We start from the raw sequence: 18,230 nt of genomic DNA on the forward strand, positions 1-18,230 counted from the left end.
GGGCACCAACGGTCGCCGGCTCGCGTGCATTCCGGGCCACGGGACGGACTGGAGGCGCGTGGCGGGGCCCGCCACGCGCCTCCAGTCCGTCAGTCGCCGTCCAGGCGACCGCCCGACTCGGTGAGGTAGCAGTTGGCGCACAGCGCCTCGTAGGTGACGCCGGCGCCGTCGATGGCGACCTGCGAGCCGTCGAAGACGAAGCGTCCGTCCACCTTGCGGGGGTTGAACACCGCCTTGCGACCGCAGCGGCAGATGGTCTTGAGCTCCTCGAGGGAGTGCGCGATCTCGAGCAGCCGCGCGCTGCCGGGGAACGCCTCGGTGCGGAAGTCGGTACGGATGCCGTAGGCGAGCACCGGGACGTCGTCGAGGACGGCGATGCGGAGCAGGTCGTCGACCTGGCGGGGCGTCAGGAACTGCGCCTCGTCGACGAGGACGCAGCTGAGCGGCCGGACCATGCCGTCGAGCCGGTCGGACTCCGGGTCCACCGCGCCGGCAGCTGCGACGGCCGCGCGGACGTCGTCCTCGGGCGCGAAGACGACGTCGACGGACCGGGTGACGCCGAGGCGCGACACGATCTCGCGGTCACCCTTGGTGTCGACCGACGGCTTCGCGAGCAGCACGCGCTGCCCGCGCTCCTCGTAGTTGTAGGCGGCCTGCAGGAGCCCGGTGCTCTTGCCGCTGTTCATCGCGCCGTAGCGGAAGTAGAGCTTCGCCACTACGCGAGGAACCCGTCCTCTGCCGCACGACGGATCAGGTCGGACTTCTTCGACGCCGGACGACCGACCTTGCTGTACTTCTCGCGCACGCGGCGCAGGTAGGTCTTGGCCGTCTCGTACTGCACGTTCATCTGCGCGGCGACCTCGTTCGTCGAGTAGCCCGACACGTACAGGCGCAGCGCCTCTTCCTCGCCGTGGCTGAGCTTCGGCCGCTGGTGCGCGTTCGCGCCCGTGGGCAGCGGACGCCAGTCGCGCTGCGGCGGGGTCTCGCGCGAGACGCCCATGACCTCGCGCGCCACGTCCATGACCTCGCGCATCGGCAGCGACTTCGACAGGAACGCCGCGGCACCGGCGGCGAGGGCGCGGTCGCGGGACTCGCGGCTGTCGACGCTGGACAGCACGATGACCTTCGCCCCGGCCGCGCGGCAGGTGCGGACGCGTGCCTCGATCGACACCGGCTCCTTGAGCTGGAAGTCGAGGAAGACCAGGTCGGTCGGGAAGTTCTCGCTGTGCACCATCTCGAGCCAGGTGTGGGCCGTCAGCGCGAGGTCGAAGTCGAAGGCGTTCACGGCGATCCAGCTCGAGAGGCTGTCGAGCAGCACCTCGTGGTCGTCGAGGATCGCCAGCCGCACGCGTCGGGTGCCGGGCTGCGGGAGCGGGGGCACGCCCTCCGTGGTCCGGTTCGGGTCAGTGCTGGTCATAGGAGAACCTTAGTGCGAGGGACGACGGCCGGACGGCGACGTCGAGGTCGGGGAAGGTCACGCGGAGGACCGCGAGGTAGGGGTCGAAGGTGCGGTGGATGCCCACGTCGGAGTCGTCCACGGCCAGGTCGAGCGCGACGGAGACAGTCCCGGCTCCGGTGGCGCTCGGGGTCGTCGGAGGGTCGTCGTCCGCCGACCGCCGGACCCGGGCGCGGAACCCGGCCGGGTCGACCGTCGCCGCGCGGAGGGCCGCGCGCAGGAACGTCCGGACGACGGTGCGCTGGTCGGCGTCGAGCGTCGCGATCAGCCCGTCCGGGTCGTCGATCGCGCTGGCCGTCCCGCCGTCCACGACCACGGCGTGCTCGAACCACGTCCGGTCGGCGTCGGCGACCATGGCCCGCCGGATGCCGTCGGCGATCGCACGGGCCCGCGCACGGTCGGCGTCCGTGATGGCCGCTCTCGTGCGGAGCTCGGCGAAGAACGGAGCGACGTCACGGGCGAGGACCACCGAGCGGTCGTGCTGCACGCTCGCGGCGATGCCGTCCCGCTCCGCACGGGCGACGGAGTAGGACCCGGCCCGGATCTGGACGCGCTCGGCGAGCCCTGCGAAGGTCGCGGCGAACACCACGGACGCCGTGGTGAGCACGAGCGTCGGGGCGGCGGCGAGGAACGCCGCGACCGACGCCGGCACGCCGTACGGGAACACGGTCGCGGCAGCGCCCCACGCTCCGGCGTCGACGACGGCCAGCACCACACCGCCCACGGCGAGGTCCCGCCACGGTCGGTACGGCGCTGCCATCACGATGCCGGTCGCGGTGAGCAGGCTCATGAAGTCGTTCAGGGCGCTGCGGTCAGGGCCCCACTGCGCCGCGACGCTCGCGACGGTCGCTGCGGCGAGCAGGACGACGTGGAGCACGAACGCCCACCGCGGGAACGGGGCGCGGAACGGCGACGAGGCGACGAACACGACCGCGCCGGACGCAGCGAGGAGCAGGACGGTCAACGCGCTGAGCGTCGGGCTCCCGGGCACGTCCCGGTCGAACACGGACACGAGCAGCGCCCAGGCGACCCCACCGGCGCCGAGGACGATCGCGAGCGGACGCGACCCCATCGCGCCGAGCGGGTCGTACTGCTGCGCCGTGCGGCTGCCACGGGTGCGGGCCCGGACGTCGTCGACGCGGCTCACCGGCCGGTCCCCCACTCGTCGTCGAGCGTGGCAGCGACCGGGACCGCGGCGGCGGCGTGCGGCACCGTCATCATCACGCTGGTGCCGGACCCGGGCGACGACCAGACCTGCACGTCGCCACCGACGCGCGCGATGCGCTCGCGGACGGAGCCTCGCAGGCCCATCCGGTCCGGGCTGGTCTCCTGCTCGTCGAAGCCACGGCCGTCGTCGACGACCATGACCGTGCACGATGCACCGTCGTCGAAGACGCTGACCTCGGCTCGGTCGGTGCCGGCGTGCTTCCGGACGTTGGCGAGGCACTGGCCGACCGCGCGGAACAGCGCGGTCGAGGCGGTGTGGTCGAGGGCGCCGAGCACGGCGGTGTCACCCGTCACGTCGACCTGCAGGCCCTCGGCGCGGTGCTCGTCGACCATCGCCTCGAACGCGTCGACGGCGACGGCGGACGGCCGGTCCACGGTGGACCCGGACGGCGCGAGCCACTCCTTGCCGGTCAGCATCGCGACGTCGGACTCCACCGTGCGTGCGAGTTGCGGGTCCATCGGGCCGTCCGGTGCCAGGGCGATGGCGCCGAGGTGGTTGAGCACGGTGTCGTGGAGGATCGCCGCGGCCTCGGCCTCGACCCCGGCGCGGTACGCCGAGACGTGCTCCTCGCGCGCGGAGCGGAGCAGCTCGGGCTGGACCCGCTCGGACCGTGCGGTGTTCCGGCTGGTGAAGAGCACGAGCGCGACGACGAAGCCGAGGGTCACCCAGGCGAGCAGGAACGGCCGTGGCGGCCCGTCCACCTGCGCGACGGCGATCGAGGTCGCGAGGCGTCCGACCAGGAACCCGCCGACCGACCACAGCACGACCCGTCCGGCCACCGCGCCGGCACCACCGACGAGGACGAGCGGGATGACCACGAGCGACAGCAGGTAGCTCGTCACCCAGCCCGCCGGGACCTCGCGCTGCACGACGAGCGCGAACCACCACGCGGACACCCCGCCGACGAGCAGGAAGGCCACGGCCGACCGCCACGTGCCGAACTGCACGTGCACGCCGATCATCAGGGCCATCGGCACGAGGGCGAGCACGGCGCCGACGATCCGGACGTCCGGGTCGGCCAGCCGGTAGAGCAGCAGCACGACCGCCGCGGCCACCACGGACCCGACGGCGGCGGCGTGGAAGGCGCGCACGGTCGACCAGGCATTCACGCGGGGCGCGAGGTGCGTGGGGATGCCGAGCACGGGTCGAGGGTCCTTCCGGAGGGTCGTCGTGTCGCCGACGACGGCCATCGGGAGGCTGTCGTGTACCCCGAAACGAGCACCGTTCGGCGACCCGCCCGATGTTACCGCCGATCACCGACACTCGGTGTCCCCCGAACGCGGAAGCGCACTCGCGTCAGAACAGGGTCGGCCCGGACGCCGCACCGACGCTGGCCGTCCGATGCCCCCAGCCGGGGTCCGCGCGCTGCAGCGGCGACACCGACGGACGCGACTGCTCGTCGAGCGGCGAGGCCGTGGGTCCTGTCGGGATCGTGCGCAGCCGTTCCTCGCGGTCGCGGAACCCCATCGAGCCGGTCGCCGGGTCGACCCGACCGACCGCGACCCCGTGGGCGCGCAGGATGGGACGGACCCGCTCCGCGAGCCACCTGCGGTAGTCCTTCGGGGCGTACGTGTTGTCGAGGTACATCGACCGGTACCGCGCGACCAGGTCCGGGCGGGTCTGCTGCAGCCACGCGAACCACCACGGCTTGACCCCGGGCCGCAGGTGCAACGCCGAGTACATGACGCTCGTCGCACCGGCCGCGGCCGCCCGCCCGATCGCGTCGTCGAGGTGTGCCCGGGTGTCGGTGATGAACGGCAGCACGGGCATCAGGAACACCGAGCAGTCGAGGCCCGCGTCCCGGATCGCCCGGACGGTCGCCAACCGTGCCGCCGTCGTCGGGGTGCCCGGCTCGACCTGCTGCTGCAGCGCGTCGTCGTACACCGCGATCGACATCGCCAGGTCGATCGGTACCTGCCGTGCCGCCTCGGCCAGCAGAGGCAGGTCGCGTCGGAGCAGCGTGCCCTTCGTCAGGATGCTGAACGGCGTCCCGGACTCGGCGAGGGCACGGATCACGCCCGGCATCAGCCGGTACTTGCCCTCGGCGCGCTGGTACGGGTCGGTGTTCGTGCCGAGGGCGACCGGGTGCCCCTGCCAGCTCGGTCGGCGGAGTTCGCGGCGGAGCACGTCGGCGACGTTGGTCTTCACGACGATCTGCTGGTCGAAGTCCGCGCCCCCGTCGAACTCCAGGTAGGTGTGCGTCGGCCGGGCGAAGCAGTACACGCACGCGTGGCTGCACCCGCGGTACGGGTTGATCGTCCAGCCGTAGGTACCGGCACCGTCGGCACTGGGCACACGGTTCAGGGCACTCTTCGCCAGGACCTCGTGGAAGGTGACCCCCGCGAACTCCGGCGTCGTGACGCTCCGGACGAGCCCGCTGTTCGACGCGAGCCCCGGGAGCGCGTCGGTCCGCTCCGCGTCGATCGCCTGTCCACTCCACCGCATGCCGCCATTCGAACACACGTTCGAACGGCGGTCAAGCCGGGCGAGCCCGGGTCAGTGGTGCAGCCCGAGCACCTTCGCGGTCCGCGCGAGGGTCTCGTCCGCGAGCGCCGGGTCGGAGCCGAGGTCCGTGCCGTACGTCGGCACCATCTCGCGCACCCTCGGCTCCCAACCTGCCCAGCGGTCCGGGAAGCACCGCTGCAGCATGGACAGCATGATCGGCACCGCGGTGGACGCCCCGGGGCTCGCACCGAGCAGACCCGCGATCGACCCGTCGGCCGACGTGATGACCTCGGTCCCGAACTGCAGCACGCCACCCTTCTCGCGGTCGGGCTTGATCACCTGGACACGCTGCCCGGCGGTGATCCGGTGCCAGTTGTCCGGCTCGGCCGTCGGCATGAACTCGCGGAGGGCGTCGAACTTCGTCTGCTTCGACGCGAGCAGCTGCCCGACGAGGTAGCGGACGAGGTCGAAGTTGGAGAACGCGACGCTGAGCATCGGACGCAGGTTGTGCGGACGGATCGAGCGGAACAGGTCGAGCACGGAGCCCTGCTTGAGGAACTTCGGGCTGAACCCGGCGTACGGGCCGAACATGAGCGACGCCTTGCCGTCGACGATGCGGGTGTCGAGGTGCGGGACGGACATCGGCGGAGCGCCGACACTCGCCTTGCCGTACACCTTCGCCGCGTGCTTCTGCACGACCTCGGGCTCGTCGGTCCGGAGGAACTCGCCGGACACCGGGAACCCGCCGTACCCCCGGATCTCCGGGATGCCGGACTTCTGCAGCAGGTGGAGTGCTCCGCCGCCCGCGCCGACGAAGACGAACTTCGCCGCGATGCGCTGCGTGGAGCGACCGATCTCGTTGCGGACGTCGAGGACCCAGCCCTCGGACACCGTCGAGCGGGTGATCTTCCGGACCTGGTGCGACGGCTCGAACTCGACGCCGGCGATCTCGAGCTCGTCGAAGAGCTGGCGCGTCAGCGACCCGAAGTCGACGTCGGAGCCCGCGGCCGAGTACGTCGCCGCGATCGGCTGGTCCTTCTTGCGCCCCGGGATGAGCGCGGGTGCCCACTGCCGGATCTGCGCGGGGTCGTCCGAGAACTCGATGCCCGCGAAGAGCGGGTGGTCCTTGAGCGCCTCCCAGCGCTTCCGCATGTACTCGACGTTGTCAGCACCCCAGACGAACGAGATGTGCGGCGTCGGGTTGATGAAGTTCGAGGGCTCCGGCAGCGCACCGGTCTCGACGAGGTGGGCCCAGAACTGCCGTGACACCTGGAACTGCTCGTTGACAGTGACGGCCTTCGCGATCTCGACCCGTCCGTCGGGCAGCTCGGGCGTGTAGTTCAGCTCGCAGAGCGCCGAGTGCCCGGTGCCCGCGTTGTTCCACGGGTTCGAGGACTCCTGCGCGACCGATCCGAGCCGCTCGTACACGCGGATGCGCCACGTGGGCTCGAGCCGGTGGATGATCGCGCCGAGCGTGGCGCTCATGATCCCTCCCCCGACCAGGACGACGTCGATGGGGTCCACCTGCTTCACTGCCACCCGTCGATCCTACCGGCGTGCGGCCGGGTGCGAGCCGACCGACAGACGGACGGGAGGCACGTGGCGGACCCGCCACGTGCCTCCCGTCCGTCTTCTGGTCCCTACCCCGGCCGCTATACGGCGACGGTGCGGCTGGCGACGATCGTCTCGGCGATCTGCACCGCGTTGAGCGCGGCGCCCTTCCGCAGGTTGTCGTTGCTCACGAACAGCGCGAGGCCGTGACCGGCGGGCGCGGACTGGTCGGCCCGGATCCGGCCGACGAACGACGGGTCCTGCCCGGCGGCCTGCAGCGGCGTCGGCACGTCGGCGAGCTCGACGCCGGGCGCCTCGGCGAGGATCGCCGTCGCGCGCTCGGGCGAGAGCGGACGGTCGAACTCGGCGTGCACCGAGATCGAGTGCCCGGTGAAGACCGGGACGCGCACGCAGGTGCCGGCGACGAGCAGGTCGGGCAGCTCGAGGATCTTCCGGCTCTCGTTGCGGAGCTTCTTCTCCTCGTCGGTCTCGCCCTCGCCGTCCTCGACGATCGAGCCGGCGAGCGGCACGACGTCGAACGCGATGGGACGCACGTACTTGACCGGCTCCGGGAAGGTCACGGCCGAGCCGTCGTGGGTCAGCGCAGCGGCGTCCTGCTCCAGGGCGGCCTTGGCCTGGCCGAGCAGTTCCTCGACCCCGGCGAGCCCGGACCCGGACACGGCCTGGTACGTCGTGGCCACGAGTCGGCGGAGACCGGACTCGGTGTCCAGGACCTTGAGCACGGGCATGATCGCCATCGTCGTGCAGTTCGGGTTCGCGATGATGCCCTTCGGCGCCTGGTCGATGGCGTGCGGGTTCACCTCGCTCACCACGAGCGGGACGTCCGGGTCCATCCGCCAGGCGCTGGAGTTGTCGACGACGACGGCTCCCGCAGCGGCGAACTTCGGCGCGAGGGCGCGCGAGGCGGTGGCACCCGCCGAGAACAGCGCGATGTCGATGCCGGACGGGTCGGCGGTCTCGGAGTCCTCGACGACGATCTCCTCGCCGCGGAACGGCAGCGTGGTGCCGGCGGACCGGGCGCTCGCGAAGAACCGGACGCGGTCGGCCGGGAACGCGCGCTCCTCGAGGAGGCGACGCATCACGGCGCCGACCTGACCGGTGGCGCCGACGACGGCGACGGTGGTGCTCATGTGGTGCTCCTGCTCGTTCGCGGGACCGCGGTCAGCGGCCCGTGCCGGCGTAGACGACGGCTTCCTGGTCGGCGTCGAGGCCGAACGCCGCGTGCACGACGCGCATCGCCTCGTTCAGGGTGTCGGCACGGGTGACGACCGAGATGCGGATCTCCGAGGTCGAGATCATCTCGATGTTGATCGACGCCTCGTGCAGGGCGCGGAAGAGCGCGGCGGAGACGCCGGCGTTCGTGCGCATGCCCGCACCGACGAGGGCGAGCTTGCCGATCTGGTCGTCGTACTGGATGCCCTCGTAGCCGATGTCGGCCTTCGCGACCTCGAGCGCCGTGAGCACGCCCTGGCCCTGGTCCTTCGGCAGCGTGAAGGAGATGTCCGTGCGGCCGGTGACGGCCTCGGACACGTTCTGCACGATCATGTCGATGTTCGCGCCGGCACGGGCGACGATCGTGAAGATCTCGGCGGCCTTGCCCGGGGTGTCGGGCACGCCGACGACGGTGATCTTGCCCTCGGAGAGGTCTCCGGCGATCCCGGTGATGATCGGTTCTTCCACGGTTTCCCCCTCTGCAGGGTTGTAGACGATGGTTCCCTCGGCGTTGCTGAAGGAGGAGCGGACGTGCAGGGTGACGCCGTGCCGACGGGCGTACTCGACGGCACGGATGTACAGGACCTTGGCGCCGGAGGCCGCGAGCTCGAGCATCTCCTCGCTCGTGATCCGGTCGACCTTCTTGGCCTTCGGCACCACGCGCGGGTCGGCGGTGAAGATGCCGTCGACGTCGGTGTAGATCTCGCAGACGTCGGCGTCGAGCGCGGCGGCGAGGGCGACGGCCGTGGTGTCGGAGCCGCCGCGACCGAGCGTGGTGATCTCGCCGGTCGTGCGGTTGAAGCCCTGGAAGCCCGCGACGATCGCGACGTGGCCGGCGTCGAGCGCCTCGCGCACGCGCTTCGGGGTGACGTCGACGATGCGGGCCTTGCCGTGCTGGGCGTCGGTGAGCATGCCCGCCTGGCTACCGGTGTAGGACGAGGCTTCGACGCCCAGGCTCTTGATCGCCATCGCGAGCAGGGCCATCGAGATGCGCTCCCCCGCCGTGAGCAGCATGTCGAGCTCACGACCAGCCGGGATGGGCGTCACCGAGTGCGCGAGGTCGACGAGCTCGTCGGTGGTGTCGCCCATCGCCGAGACCGCGACGACGACGTCGTTGCCGGCCTTCTTCGTCTGGACGATCCGCTTCGCCACGCGCTTGATGCTCTCGGCGTCCGCGACGGACGATCCACCGAACTTCTGCACGATCAAGGCCACTGCTTGGTACTCCCGGGGACGACGGATCCGCGATGTGACGCGGTTCGACAATGGTAGAGGGTGTTCCGCGGATGTTGCGTCGGAACGGCGTGGGACGCAAGGATCCTGCGTGCTGCTGGGCGTGAGGAGCCGCGCGGCGGGTGCGTGCCGGCCGGTGGCGTCGTGCTCAGCCGCCGACCAGGCGACGCCCCTCGAAGGCCCGTCCGAGTGTGACCTCGTCGGCGTACTCCAGGTCGCCGCCCACGGGCAGACCGGACGCGAGTCGCGTCGTCCGGATGCCCATCGGGAGGAGCAGACGACTCAGGTACGTCGCCGTCGCCTCGCCCTCGAGGTTCGGGTCGGTCGCGATGATGACCTCGTCCACGGTGCCGTCGGCCAGGCGCGTCATGAGCTGCTGGATGCGCAGGTCGTCCGGACCGACACCGTCGATCGGGCTGATCGCACCGCCGAGCACGTGGTAGAGCCCGCGGAACTCGCGCGTCCGTTCGATCGCGGCGACGTCCTTCGCCTCTTCCACCACACAGATCACGGTCGGCGAACGACGGGGGTCGCGGCAGATGCTGCAGCGCTCGGACTCGGTCACGTTGCCGCAGACCTCGCAGAAGCGGACCTTCTCCTTGACGTCGGCCAGGAGCTCCGCCAGGCGGCTCGGGTCGAACGACTCGGTCTGCAGGATGTGGAACGCGATCCGCTGCGCGGACTTCGGGCCGATGCCGGGCAGGCGACCGAACTCGTCGATCAGGTCCTGGACGATGCCGTCGTACATCAGGCGCCTTCCTCGTGCAGGGCGGTCTCCTCGATGAACTGGGCACCGAGGATCTCACGGACGACGGCCTCGCCGTAGCGTCCCGCGACGGGGGCGCGACGGGCCGGGGGTGTGGTGGTCGGCTGCGGCCGGGCGGCCTGCTGTCGGGGTGCGGCCTGCTGCTGGGCGGCGCCCTGCTGTCGGGCAGCGCCCTGCTGCTGGCCGGACGCCGCTGCGGGCGGTGTCGGCGCCGCGGCCGGCACTCCGGTGCCCGGGTCGGGGAACGGGGCGCCGTCGTCGTACGGCTCGTCGTCGAGGGGGTAGTCGTCGACGGGCACGTCGGACCGGGTCGCCGTGGTGTCGGGCGCAGCGGGTGCGGACGCCGACGTCTCGGCTGCCGCCGGTGCGGCGGCCGGGGTGGACTCGGCACGCGGGCGCGGCGTCGCGGAGGCGCCTCCGCCGAGTGCCGAGGCCGGACGCAGCTGCGCAGCGAGCGCTGCGTCGGCGGCGGGGTCGCCGACGACCGGGACGGGGGTGACGGGCTCGCCGGTGTCCGTCGTGCCGAAGGGCGCCGACCAGCTCGGTTCCGCTCGTCCGGCCGGGGCGGCGGGTGCGGGCGTCGGGTCCGTCGCCGGGATGGTGGCGACGGCCCAGTCGGTGACCGGGCTGCTGGACGCCGGTGCCGGTGTCACCGCGGGCTGCGGTGCGGGAGTCGGTGCCGCGGGAGCCTGGGGCGCCTGCTGCTGCGCCGGAGCCTGCGGCGCCTGAGCCCGCGGCGCCGCGACCTCGGGCCCGGGCTGCGGTTCGGGGGCGCGACGCTCCGGCGCCGCCGCCTGCTGCGGGGCCTGCTGCGCCTGCTGCGGGGCCTGCTGCTGCTGCGGGAGCTGCTGCTGCGGAGCCCGCTGCTGACCGTTCGGCTGCTGCTGCTGGTGCTGCCCGGGCCCGCGGGCGACGAACTTCACCCGGAGTCCGAGGACGTCGATGATCGCCGAGCGGAGGAGCTCACTGACGCTCGTCGCGGGATCGGACATCTCCTTGAAGGACGCCACGTCCTGCTGGCTCGGGAACGTCAGGGTGAGCACGTCCTCACGCAGGGCCGTGACCTGCGCCGTGACGACCACGGACCACGCCGACCGACGGGCCTTCTGCACGTGCTCGACGACCTGCGGCCAGGCGTCGCGGAGCTGCTGGAAGCCCACGGCCGCGATGGGACGGACCACGGGCTCGTCGCCGACCGCCGTGCCCTGCCCGGTCGACGAGGCGTTGGCAGTGCCGGACGGAGCGGCCGGAGCGGACGGGGCGGCCGGGACATCCGTCGACGGGCGCTCGGCGTGCGGCTGCTGCGCGGGCTGCGGGGTGCTCGGTGCGACCGCTCCCCACGCTGCGGCGGCGTCACGCACGGCGTCCCCGGGGGCGGCCGGCCCGTTGCCGGACGACGGCTCACCGGTCGAGCGCGGGCTCGCTGCAGGAGCCGCCGACTGCGCGGGCGCAGCGGTCGACGCAGGCGAACCGGTCGACGCAGGCCTCGGAGCCGCAGTGCGCTGCGGAGCGGCAGGCGGCGCCGTCCGGGTCGGAGCGGCAGGAGCCGCGTCCGCCGTCGGATCGCCCTGGTGTCCGCCCGCGTCGCCGACACCGACGCGGCGCTCGAGCCGCTCCACACGGGCGAGGGCCCCGCGCTGGGTGTCGTCGGCCTCGGGCACGAGCATGCGCGCCGTCATCAGCTCGAGGTGCAGCCGCGGTGAGGTCGCACCGGTCATGTCCGTCAGGGCGCGGTTCGCGATGTCCGCCGCCCGGGACAGCGCCGTTGCCCCGAACACCCCGGCCTGGCGGGTCATGGTGTCGAGTTCCTCGGGCGAGATGCCGCGCAGGACCGCCGCCGCGCTCTCGTTCGTGGCGGCGACGACGATCAGGTCACGGAGCCGCTCGAGCAGGTCCTCGACGAAGCGTCGCGGGTCCTGACCGGTCTGCACGACGCGGTCGATGGCCGCGAACGCCGATGCCGGGTCCGCGACGGCGAGCGCGTCGACCACGTCGTCGAGCAGTGCCGCGTCGGTGTAGCCGAGCAGGGCGACGGCACGCTCGTACGCGATGGCGCCGTCCTCGCTCCCCGCCATGAGCTGGTCGAGCAGCGACAGGGTGTCACGCACCGATCCGCCACCGGCCCGGACCACCAGGGGCAGGACGCCCGGCGCGACCGACACGGACTCCTGCGCGCAGAGCTGCTCGACGTACTCGAGCATCGTGGCCGGCGGCACGAGACGGAACGGGTAGTGGTGGGTCCGCGACCGGATGGTGCCGATGACCTTCTCGGGCTCGGTCGTCGCGAAGATGAACTTGACGTGCTCCGGGGGCTCCTCGACCAGCTTGAGCAGCGCGTTGAAGCCCTGCGGCGTCACCATGTGCGCCTCGTCCAGGATGAAGATCTTGAAGCGGTCACGCGCCGGCGCGAAGACGGCGCGGTCGCGCAGGTCGCGGGCGTCGTCGACACCGTTGTGGCTCGCCGCGTCGATCTCGATCACGTCGAGGGAACCGCTGCCCCCGCGGGCGAGCTCGACGCAGCTCGGGCAGACACCGCACGGGGTGTCCGTCGGGCCCTCGGCGCAGTTGAGGCAGCGCGCGAGGATGCGGGCCGAGGTCGTCTTGCCGCAGCCGCGTGGCCCGCTGAACAGGTACGCGTGGTTGACACGGTTCGTCCGGAGCGCGGTCCGCAGCGGGTCGGTGACCTGCGACTGCCCGATCAGCTCGGCGAAGTTCTCGGGCCGGTAACGGCGATACAGGGCGGTGACCACGGACCAAGGGTAGCCGGGACGGCCGACACCACCAGCCGTCGCACCGAGGCTGTGGACGGGGCCGTCCGAGAGCCCTCCGGGAACGAAGAAGACTCCTCACGCACCCGCCAGAGCCCGGTTACCCTTGCTGCGTTTCCGCCCTGGGGGAGTTGGCCTGGATGGCGTCACGTGAGGAGCCTCCGGAAGTCTACCGGACGCGACGGGCAGTATCGGACACATGAAGATCGCCATCGCCGGAGGACACGGACAGATCGCCCTGCTCCTCGCCCGCCTCGTCACCGACGCCGGCCACGACGCCGTCGCCGTCATCAGGAACCCCGCGCACCGCGCCGACGTGGAGCAGCAGGGTGCCACCGCGCTGGTCGTGGACCTGGAGCAGGTCGACGACGACGAACTCGCCCTGCGCCTGCGCGGGGTCGACGCGGTGGTGTTCGCGGCCGGTGCCGGCCCGAACAGCGGTGCGGAGCGGAAGGAGACCGTCGACCGGGACGCAGCACTGCTCCTGGCCGACGCCGCCGAGCGGATGGGCATCGACCGCTACGTGATGATCTCGGCGATGGCGGCCGACTCGTACGACCCGGAGCGCGCGGTCGTGCCCGCCCGCTCCGAGGACGACGTCTTCCAGGTGTACCTGCGCGCGAAGTCCGAGGCGGACGCGAACATCCGCGCGCGGAACCTGCGCTGGACGATCGTCCGTCCGGGTGCGCTCCTCGACACACCGCCGCAGGGCACGATCGCCGTCGGGCGCACGGTGCCGCGCGGGTCGATCCCCCGTGCGGACGTCGCCGCGGTCGTGCTGCACGCGCTCCTCGACGACTCTGCGGTCGGCGTGCAGTTCGAGGTGACGAGCGGCAACACACCGATCCCCGCCGCCCTGCACGCCCTCGGCTGACCCGATCCGCACGAACGAGACGCCCCCGCGCTGCTTCGACGCCCCTGAACCGCCGAGACGCCCCCGGATCCGGAGGCGTCTCGCGCGTTCGGGGGCGTCTCGCGCGCGACCGCCGCGAGCTACAGCGCGACCGCAGCCGACTGCCGGGCGATCTCGAGCTCCTCGTTCGTCGGGATGACGAGCACCGCGACACGCGACGTGTCCGTGGAGATGCGCCGTGCCTCCCGTGAGACCAACTCGTTCCGGTCCGCGTCGACCTCGATGCCCAGGTGCTCGAGCCCCGCGAGCACGCGCCGGCGCAGCAGCGCGTTGTTCTCCCCGACGCCCGCGGTGAAGACCACGGCGTCCAGCCCACCGAGCTGCGCCGTGTAGGCCCCCACGTACCGGCGGATCCGGTGCCGGTACACGGCGAGCGCCGCCTCGGCGGTCTCGTCGCCGCGCGACGCCGCGTCCTGCACGTCCCGCATGTCCCCGTTGCCGGTGAGCCCGAGCAGGCCCGACTGCTTGTTGAGCATCGTGTCGAGCTCGTCGAAGTCGAGTCCGGCCTCGCGGTGCAGGTGCAGCAGGACGGCGGGGTCGAGGTCGCCGGAGCGGGTCCCCATCACCAGGCCCTCGAGCGGGGTCAGGCCCATCGAGGTCTCGATCGAGCGGCCGCCGTCGATCGCCGCGGCCGAGGCCCCGTTGCCGAGGTGCAGCACGATGGTCTTCAACTCGGACAGCGGGCGGTCGAGGAACGCGGCGGCCTGCTCGGAGACGTACTTGTGGCTCGTGCCGTGCATGCCGTAGCGCCGGACCTGGTGCTTCTCGGCGAGGTCGGCCGGGATCGCGTACGTGTACGCGTGCGGCGGCATCGTCTGGTGGAACGCGGTGTCGAACACGGCGACGTGCGGGACGTCGGCGAAGACCTGCTTCGCGGCCCGGATCCCCTCGAGGTTCGCCGGGTTGTGCAGCGGCGCGAGGCTGTTCAGCGCCTCGATCTGCTCCTCGACCTCGTCCGTCACGACCGTCGCCCGGTCGAACGTGGTCCCGCCGTGCACCACGCGGTGGCCGACGACCGCCGGCGGGTGCTCGTCGAACGAGGGTCCGACCTTTGCGAACGCGTCGAGCATGGCCTGGAAGCCCGCCGCGTGGTCCGGGACGTCGGCGGCGTCGTTCGAGGACGACTCCCCCGTCACCGCGTTCGTGTGCTTCCACGCGCCGGCGGACTCGCCGATGCGCTCCACCAGCCCGGAGGCGAGCGTGCGCTCGTCCTCGAGCTCGATGAGCTGGTACTTGAACGAACTCGAACCGGAGTTCACGACGAGGGCTGCGGTCACTGGGGTGGTGCCTTTCTCGGGACGGACTGGAGGCGCGGTGCGGGTCGGTCGGTCAGGCCGCGTCGGTCGCGGTACCGGCCTGGATCGCGGTGATCGCGACGGTGTTCACGATGTCGCCGACGAGGGCGCCCCGCGACAGGTCGTTGATCGGCTTGCGCAGGCCCTGGAGCACCGGACCGATGGCCACGGCACCCGCCGACCGCTGCACGGCCTTGTAGGTGTTGTTGCCGGTGTTCAGGTCCGGGAAGACGAACACCGTCGCCCGGCCGGCGACCGGCGAGTCCGGCATCTTCGTGCTCGCGACGGTCGGGTCGGCGGCGGCGTCGTACTGGATGGGGCCCTCGACGAGCAGGTCCGGGCGACGCTCCCGCACGAAGGCGGTTCCCGCGCGGACCTTGTCGACGTCCGCCCCGGTGCCGCTGTCCCCGGTCGAGTAGCTGAGCATCGCCACGCGCGGGTCGATCCCGAACTGCGCCGCGGTCTCGGCCGACGAGATCGCGATGTCGGCGAGCTGCTCGCTCGTCGGGTCCGGGATCACCGCGCAGTCGCCGTACACGAGCACGCGGTCGGCCAGCGCCATGAGGAAGACGCTCGACACGATCGACGTGTCCGGCCGGGTCTTGATGATCTCGAAGGACGGCCGGATGGTGTGCGCCGTGGTGTGCTTCGCGCCGGACACCATGCCGTCGGCCAACCCGAGCTGCACCATGAGCGTGCCGAAGTACGAGACGTCCGTGACGGTGTCGCGGGCGAGCTCGATCGACATGCCCTTGTGCGCCCGCAGCCGGGTGTACTCCTCGGCGAAGCGCTCGCGGAGCTCGGGGTCGAACGGACTGATGAGCTGCGCACCCTCGAGGTCGAGCCCGAGCTCGGTCGCGCGGGCACGGATCGCGGCGGGTTCGCCGAGGATCGTCAGTGAGCAGACCTGACGCTGCAGCAGCGTGGACGCGGCGTGCAGGATGCGGTCGTCGTCGCCCTCGGGCAGGACGATCCGCTTGCCGTAGCCGCGGGCCCGGTCGAGCAGGCCGTGCTCGAACATGAGCGGCGTCACGACGCCGGACGGCGTGAGCTGCAGCCGGTCGCGCAGGGCGTCGGCGTCGACGTGCTGCTCGAAGAGCGCGAGCGCGAGGTCGGCCTTCCGCGGTGAGTCCGCCGCGAGCCGCCCGCGGGTGTGGGTGATCCGGAGCGCGGTGTCGTACGTGCCGAGGTCGTTCCGGGCGATCGGCAGCGAGCTCGACAGGCCCTCGAGCAGGCGGGTGATCTGCGGCGAGGTCTCGAACCCGCCGTTCAGGATGACACCGGCCAGGCTCGGGAAGGTCTCGGACTGGTTCGCGAGCACCGTGGCGAGCAGCACGTCGCTGCGGTCCCCCGGCACGACCACGATCCCGCCCTCGATGAGCCGGGGCAGCACGTTCTCCATGCTCATGCCGGCGACGACGGTGCCCAGGGCCTCGCGGTCGAGCAGTGCCTCGTCCCCGCGGACGAGCGTCGCGCCGGTCGCCTGCAGCAGGGCCCGGACGGTCGGTGCGACGAGCACGCGGTCCTCGGGGATGGCCCAGACGGGCGTGTCCGGGTGGTCGTCGCGCACCGCGTGCTCGACGCTCGCGACGATCGCCGCGAGCGCGTCCGGGTCGGCACGGTTCACCACCACGCCGAGGAGCTGGGCGTGTGCCGCGCGGAGCTCGCTCGTCGTGACGTCGGCGACCTGCGCCATCGCCTCGGCCGTGCGCGCCCCCCGCTCGGCGGAGTCGCGGCCGCCGAGCACGAGCAGCACGGGCGCCCCGAGGTTCGCCGCGACCTTCGCGTTGAAGGACAGCTCCGTCGGGCTGCCCACGTCGGTGTAGTCGGACCCGAGGACCACGACCGCGTCGCACTGCCGCTCGACCTGCGCGAAGCGGGACAGGATCGTGCCGAGCGCGGCCTCGGGGTCCGCGTGGACGTCGTCGTAGGTGACGCCGACGGCCTCGTCGTAGGAGAGCCCGACGGCGGTGTGCTGCAGGAGCAGCTCGAGCACGTAGTCGGGCTCGGCGACCGACCGGGCGACGGGTCGGAACACGCCGACGCGACCGACGGATCGGGCGAGGGTCTCGAGGACACCGAGGGCCACGGTGCTCTTGCCGGTGTGCCCCTCTGCTGACGTGATGTAGATGCGGGTCGACACACCTCCAGGGTAGTCGCGCGCTCGACGGGCCCTCTGGGAGCCGGCGGGGCTGTGGAGGCTCGTGGTCATCCACACCCTCGGGAACCTGTACCATGGGGTGTCGTCATCGCGAGATGTCGCCTGGAGAATTCGCCTAGTGGCCTATGGCGCACGCTTGGAAAGCGTGTTGGGTGCAAGCCCTCGGGGGTTCGAATCCCCCATTCTCCGCCAGCAGCTCCGACCAGGTCCGTACCTGTCAGGAGCGCGAAGGGCACCCGCCGAGCGGGTGCCCTTCGTCGTTCCGGTGGCGCCCGTCGACGCCCGTGTCCCCCGTCAGGCCGACCATCGTGCCCCCCGTCCGCAACGAGGTGGCCGGAACACGCCGCTACGCAGTGGAACGCACTGTCCTCCGGCCCCGCCGAGGCCCTAGTCTGTGCTCACGGACGACCCCGGGACGGGTCGGACACGGTGCAACCGGGCGGCAGGGGCGTCGCTCGACGGGCGTGCGGTCGACGCTGCCCGCGCACCCGAGGGCGAGGAGACCCACGTGGGGGACGCGACGGTACCGGCGACGGGACGACTGCGCGCGCCGGTGTTCGACACGGTGCTCCGGCCCCGTCGCGCACTGGTCCGCTCCACCGCCCTGAGCGTCGTCTGCTCCGCCGTCCCACTCGTCGTCGCGCTCGTCTGGGTCACCCTCCCGATGCGCTGGTGGTCGCTCGTGGCCGGCTTCGTCCTGCTCCTCGCCGTCCTGGCCGGCGTGCTGTTCGTGCGGCTCGGCTCGGCGTTCCTCGGGATCGACGAGGACGACGTCGTGCTGCACGGCGTGGTCACCGCGAACCGACGCATCCCGCGGGCCCGGGTGCACCACCTCGTCCTCGTCACGACCCAGCGCGGGACGGCCGACCGCCCGGTCCGGACGCTCCTGGCGTTCGACGCCGACGGCGAGCACCTGTTCCGCATGCGCGGCGACGTCTGGGGCGACGCGGCGCTCGAGCGAGTGGTCGACGTGCTCGACGTCCGGGTGGACCGCGAAGGCCGCGTCCTGCCGGCGCGCGAGGTCGCCCGCCGCTGGCCGTCGAGCCGCGCCTGGTACGAGCGTCGTGCCGGCATCGCGGTCGCGGGTGGCGCAGCGGCCGCTCTCGTCGTCGGGGTACTCGCCGTCGAGACGATCGGACTCCTCGCACGCTGACCGACCGCGCCGCCCGAGCACGCTGACC

General features: G+C 72.3%; 14 protein-coding genes, 1 tRNA gene and 1 other RNA gene. 3 read left to right on the top strand and 13 right to left on the bottom strand.

Features of this window, described 5'->3' with window-relative positions; all coding sequences use genetic code 11:
• Window positions 1-89: 89 nt before the first annotated feature.
• The 11 genes from LQK89_RS11155 to ffs form a co-directional block, all read right to left on the bottom strand.
• Complete coding sequence (locus LQK89_RS11155; RefSeq protein WP_058740764.1) at window positions 90-716, bottom strand: thymidine kinase; 627 nt, start codon at window positions 714-716, stop codon at window positions 90-92.
• Window positions 716-1,417 carry a response regulator transcription factor gene (locus LQK89_RS11160; RefSeq protein WP_229666641.1) on the bottom strand — a complete coding sequence of 234 codons (702 nt, stop codon included), beginning with the start codon at window positions 1,415-1,417 and terminating at the stop codon, window positions 716-718. Before LQK89_RS11160 ends, LQK89_RS11155 begins: the two co-directional genes overlap by 1 nt.
• On the bottom strand, window positions 1,404-2,603 hold the full coding sequence (locus LQK89_RS11165) for a hypothetical protein (protein ID WP_152999391.1): 1,200 nt from the start codon (window positions 2,601-2,603) through the stop codon (window positions 1,404-1,406). The genes LQK89_RS11160 and LQK89_RS11165 overlap by 14 nt, the downstream gene beginning before the upstream one ends.
• Window positions 2,600-3,874, bottom strand: coding sequence for a sensor histidine kinase (locus LQK89_RS11170; RefSeq protein WP_231049136.1), 1,275 nt, complete (start codon window positions 3,872-3,874; stop codon window positions 2,600-2,602). The genes LQK89_RS11165 and LQK89_RS11170 overlap by 4 nt, the downstream gene beginning before the upstream one ends.
• A gap of 106 nt (window positions 3,875-3,980) precedes the next feature.
• On the bottom strand, window positions 3,981-5,129 hold the full coding sequence (locus LQK89_RS11175; protein WP_058743294.1) for an Rv2578c family radical SAM protein: 1,149 nt from the start codon (window positions 5,127-5,129) through the stop codon (window positions 3,981-3,983).
• Between the two features lie 51 nt (window positions 5,130-5,180).
• The gene (locus tag LQK89_RS11180) at window positions 5,181-6,668 is read right to left on the bottom strand and encodes a malate:quinone oxidoreductase (RefSeq protein WP_269145895.1); all 1,488 of its coding nucleotides are present in this window, start codon (window positions 6,666-6,668) and stop codon (window positions 5,181-5,183) included.
• 113 nt (window positions 6,669-6,781) lie between these two features.
• Window positions 6,782-7,831 carry an aspartate-semialdehyde dehydrogenase gene (locus LQK89_RS11185; RefSeq protein ID WP_231049137.1) on the bottom strand — a complete coding sequence of 350 codons (1,050 nt, stop codon included), beginning with the start codon at window positions 7,829-7,831 and terminating at the stop codon, window positions 6,782-6,784.
• A 31-nt stretch (window positions 7,832-7,862) separates the two neighbouring features.
• Window positions 7,863-9,128, bottom strand: a complete 1,266-nt coding sequence (locus LQK89_RS11190) for an aspartate kinase (protein ID WP_058743290.1) — start codon at window positions 9,126-9,128, stop codon at window positions 7,863-7,865.
• A gap of 166 nt (window positions 9,129-9,294) precedes the next feature.
• Window positions 9,295-9,894 (bottom strand): recombination mediator RecR, encoded by a 600-nt coding sequence (recR, locus tag LQK89_RS11195; RefSeq protein WP_231049138.1) that lies wholly within the window; start codon window positions 9,892-9,894, stop codon window positions 9,295-9,297.
• Entirely contained in the window at window positions 9,894-12,662 is a 2,769-nt protein-coding gene (locus tag LQK89_RS11200; protein WP_231049139.1) for a DNA polymerase III subunit gamma and tau, read from the bottom strand. Before LQK89_RS11200 ends, recR begins: the two co-directional genes overlap by 1 nt.
• Before the next feature lie 84 nt (window positions 12,663-12,746).
• Window positions 12,747-12,843, bottom strand: an RNA gene (gene ffs / locus LQK89_RS11205) — signal recognition particle sRNA small type.
• A gap of 36 nt (window positions 12,844-12,879) precedes the next feature.
• Here ffs and LQK89_RS11210 point away from each other — a divergent pair.
• Window positions 12,880-13,554 (top strand): NAD(P)H-binding protein, encoded by a 675-nt coding sequence (locus tag LQK89_RS11210; RefSeq protein WP_174777949.1) that lies wholly within the window; start codon window positions 12,880-12,882, stop codon window positions 13,552-13,554.
• Window positions 13,555-13,673: 119 nt separating this feature from the next.
• On the opposite strand, the gene LQK89_RS11215 is transcribed toward LQK89_RS11210, so the two are convergent.
• Window positions 13,674-14,870: an acetate/propionate family kinase gene (locus LQK89_RS11215; RefSeq protein WP_231049140.1), complete on the bottom strand. Its 1,197-nt coding sequence runs from the start codon at window positions 14,868-14,870 to the stop codon at window positions 13,674-13,676.
• 52 nt (window positions 14,871-14,922) lie between these two features.
• Complete coding sequence (gene pta, locus LQK89_RS11220; protein WP_174777948.1) at window positions 14,923-17,031, bottom strand: phosphate acetyltransferase; 2,109 nt, start codon at window positions 17,029-17,031, stop codon at window positions 14,923-14,925.
• A gap of 122 nt (window positions 17,032-17,153) precedes the next feature.
• Here pta and LQK89_RS11225 point away from each other — a divergent pair.
• Both LQK89_RS11225 and LQK89_RS11230 read left to right on the top strand, forming a co-directional pair.
• Window positions 17,154-17,241, top strand: a tRNA-Ser gene (locus LQK89_RS11225).
• A 316-nt stretch (window positions 17,242-17,557) separates the two neighbouring features.
• Window positions 17,558-18,202, top strand: coding sequence for a hypothetical protein (locus LQK89_RS11230; RefSeq protein ID WP_231049141.1), 645 nt, complete (start codon window positions 17,558-17,560; stop codon window positions 18,200-18,202).
• The last annotated feature ends 28 nt before the right edge of the window (window positions 18,203-18,230 follow it).

Source organism: Curtobacterium sp. C1 (assembly GCF_021049325.1).
GTDB classification, from domain to species: Bacteria; Actinomycetota; Actinomycetes; order Actinomycetales; family Microbacteriaceae; genus Curtobacterium; species Curtobacterium citreum.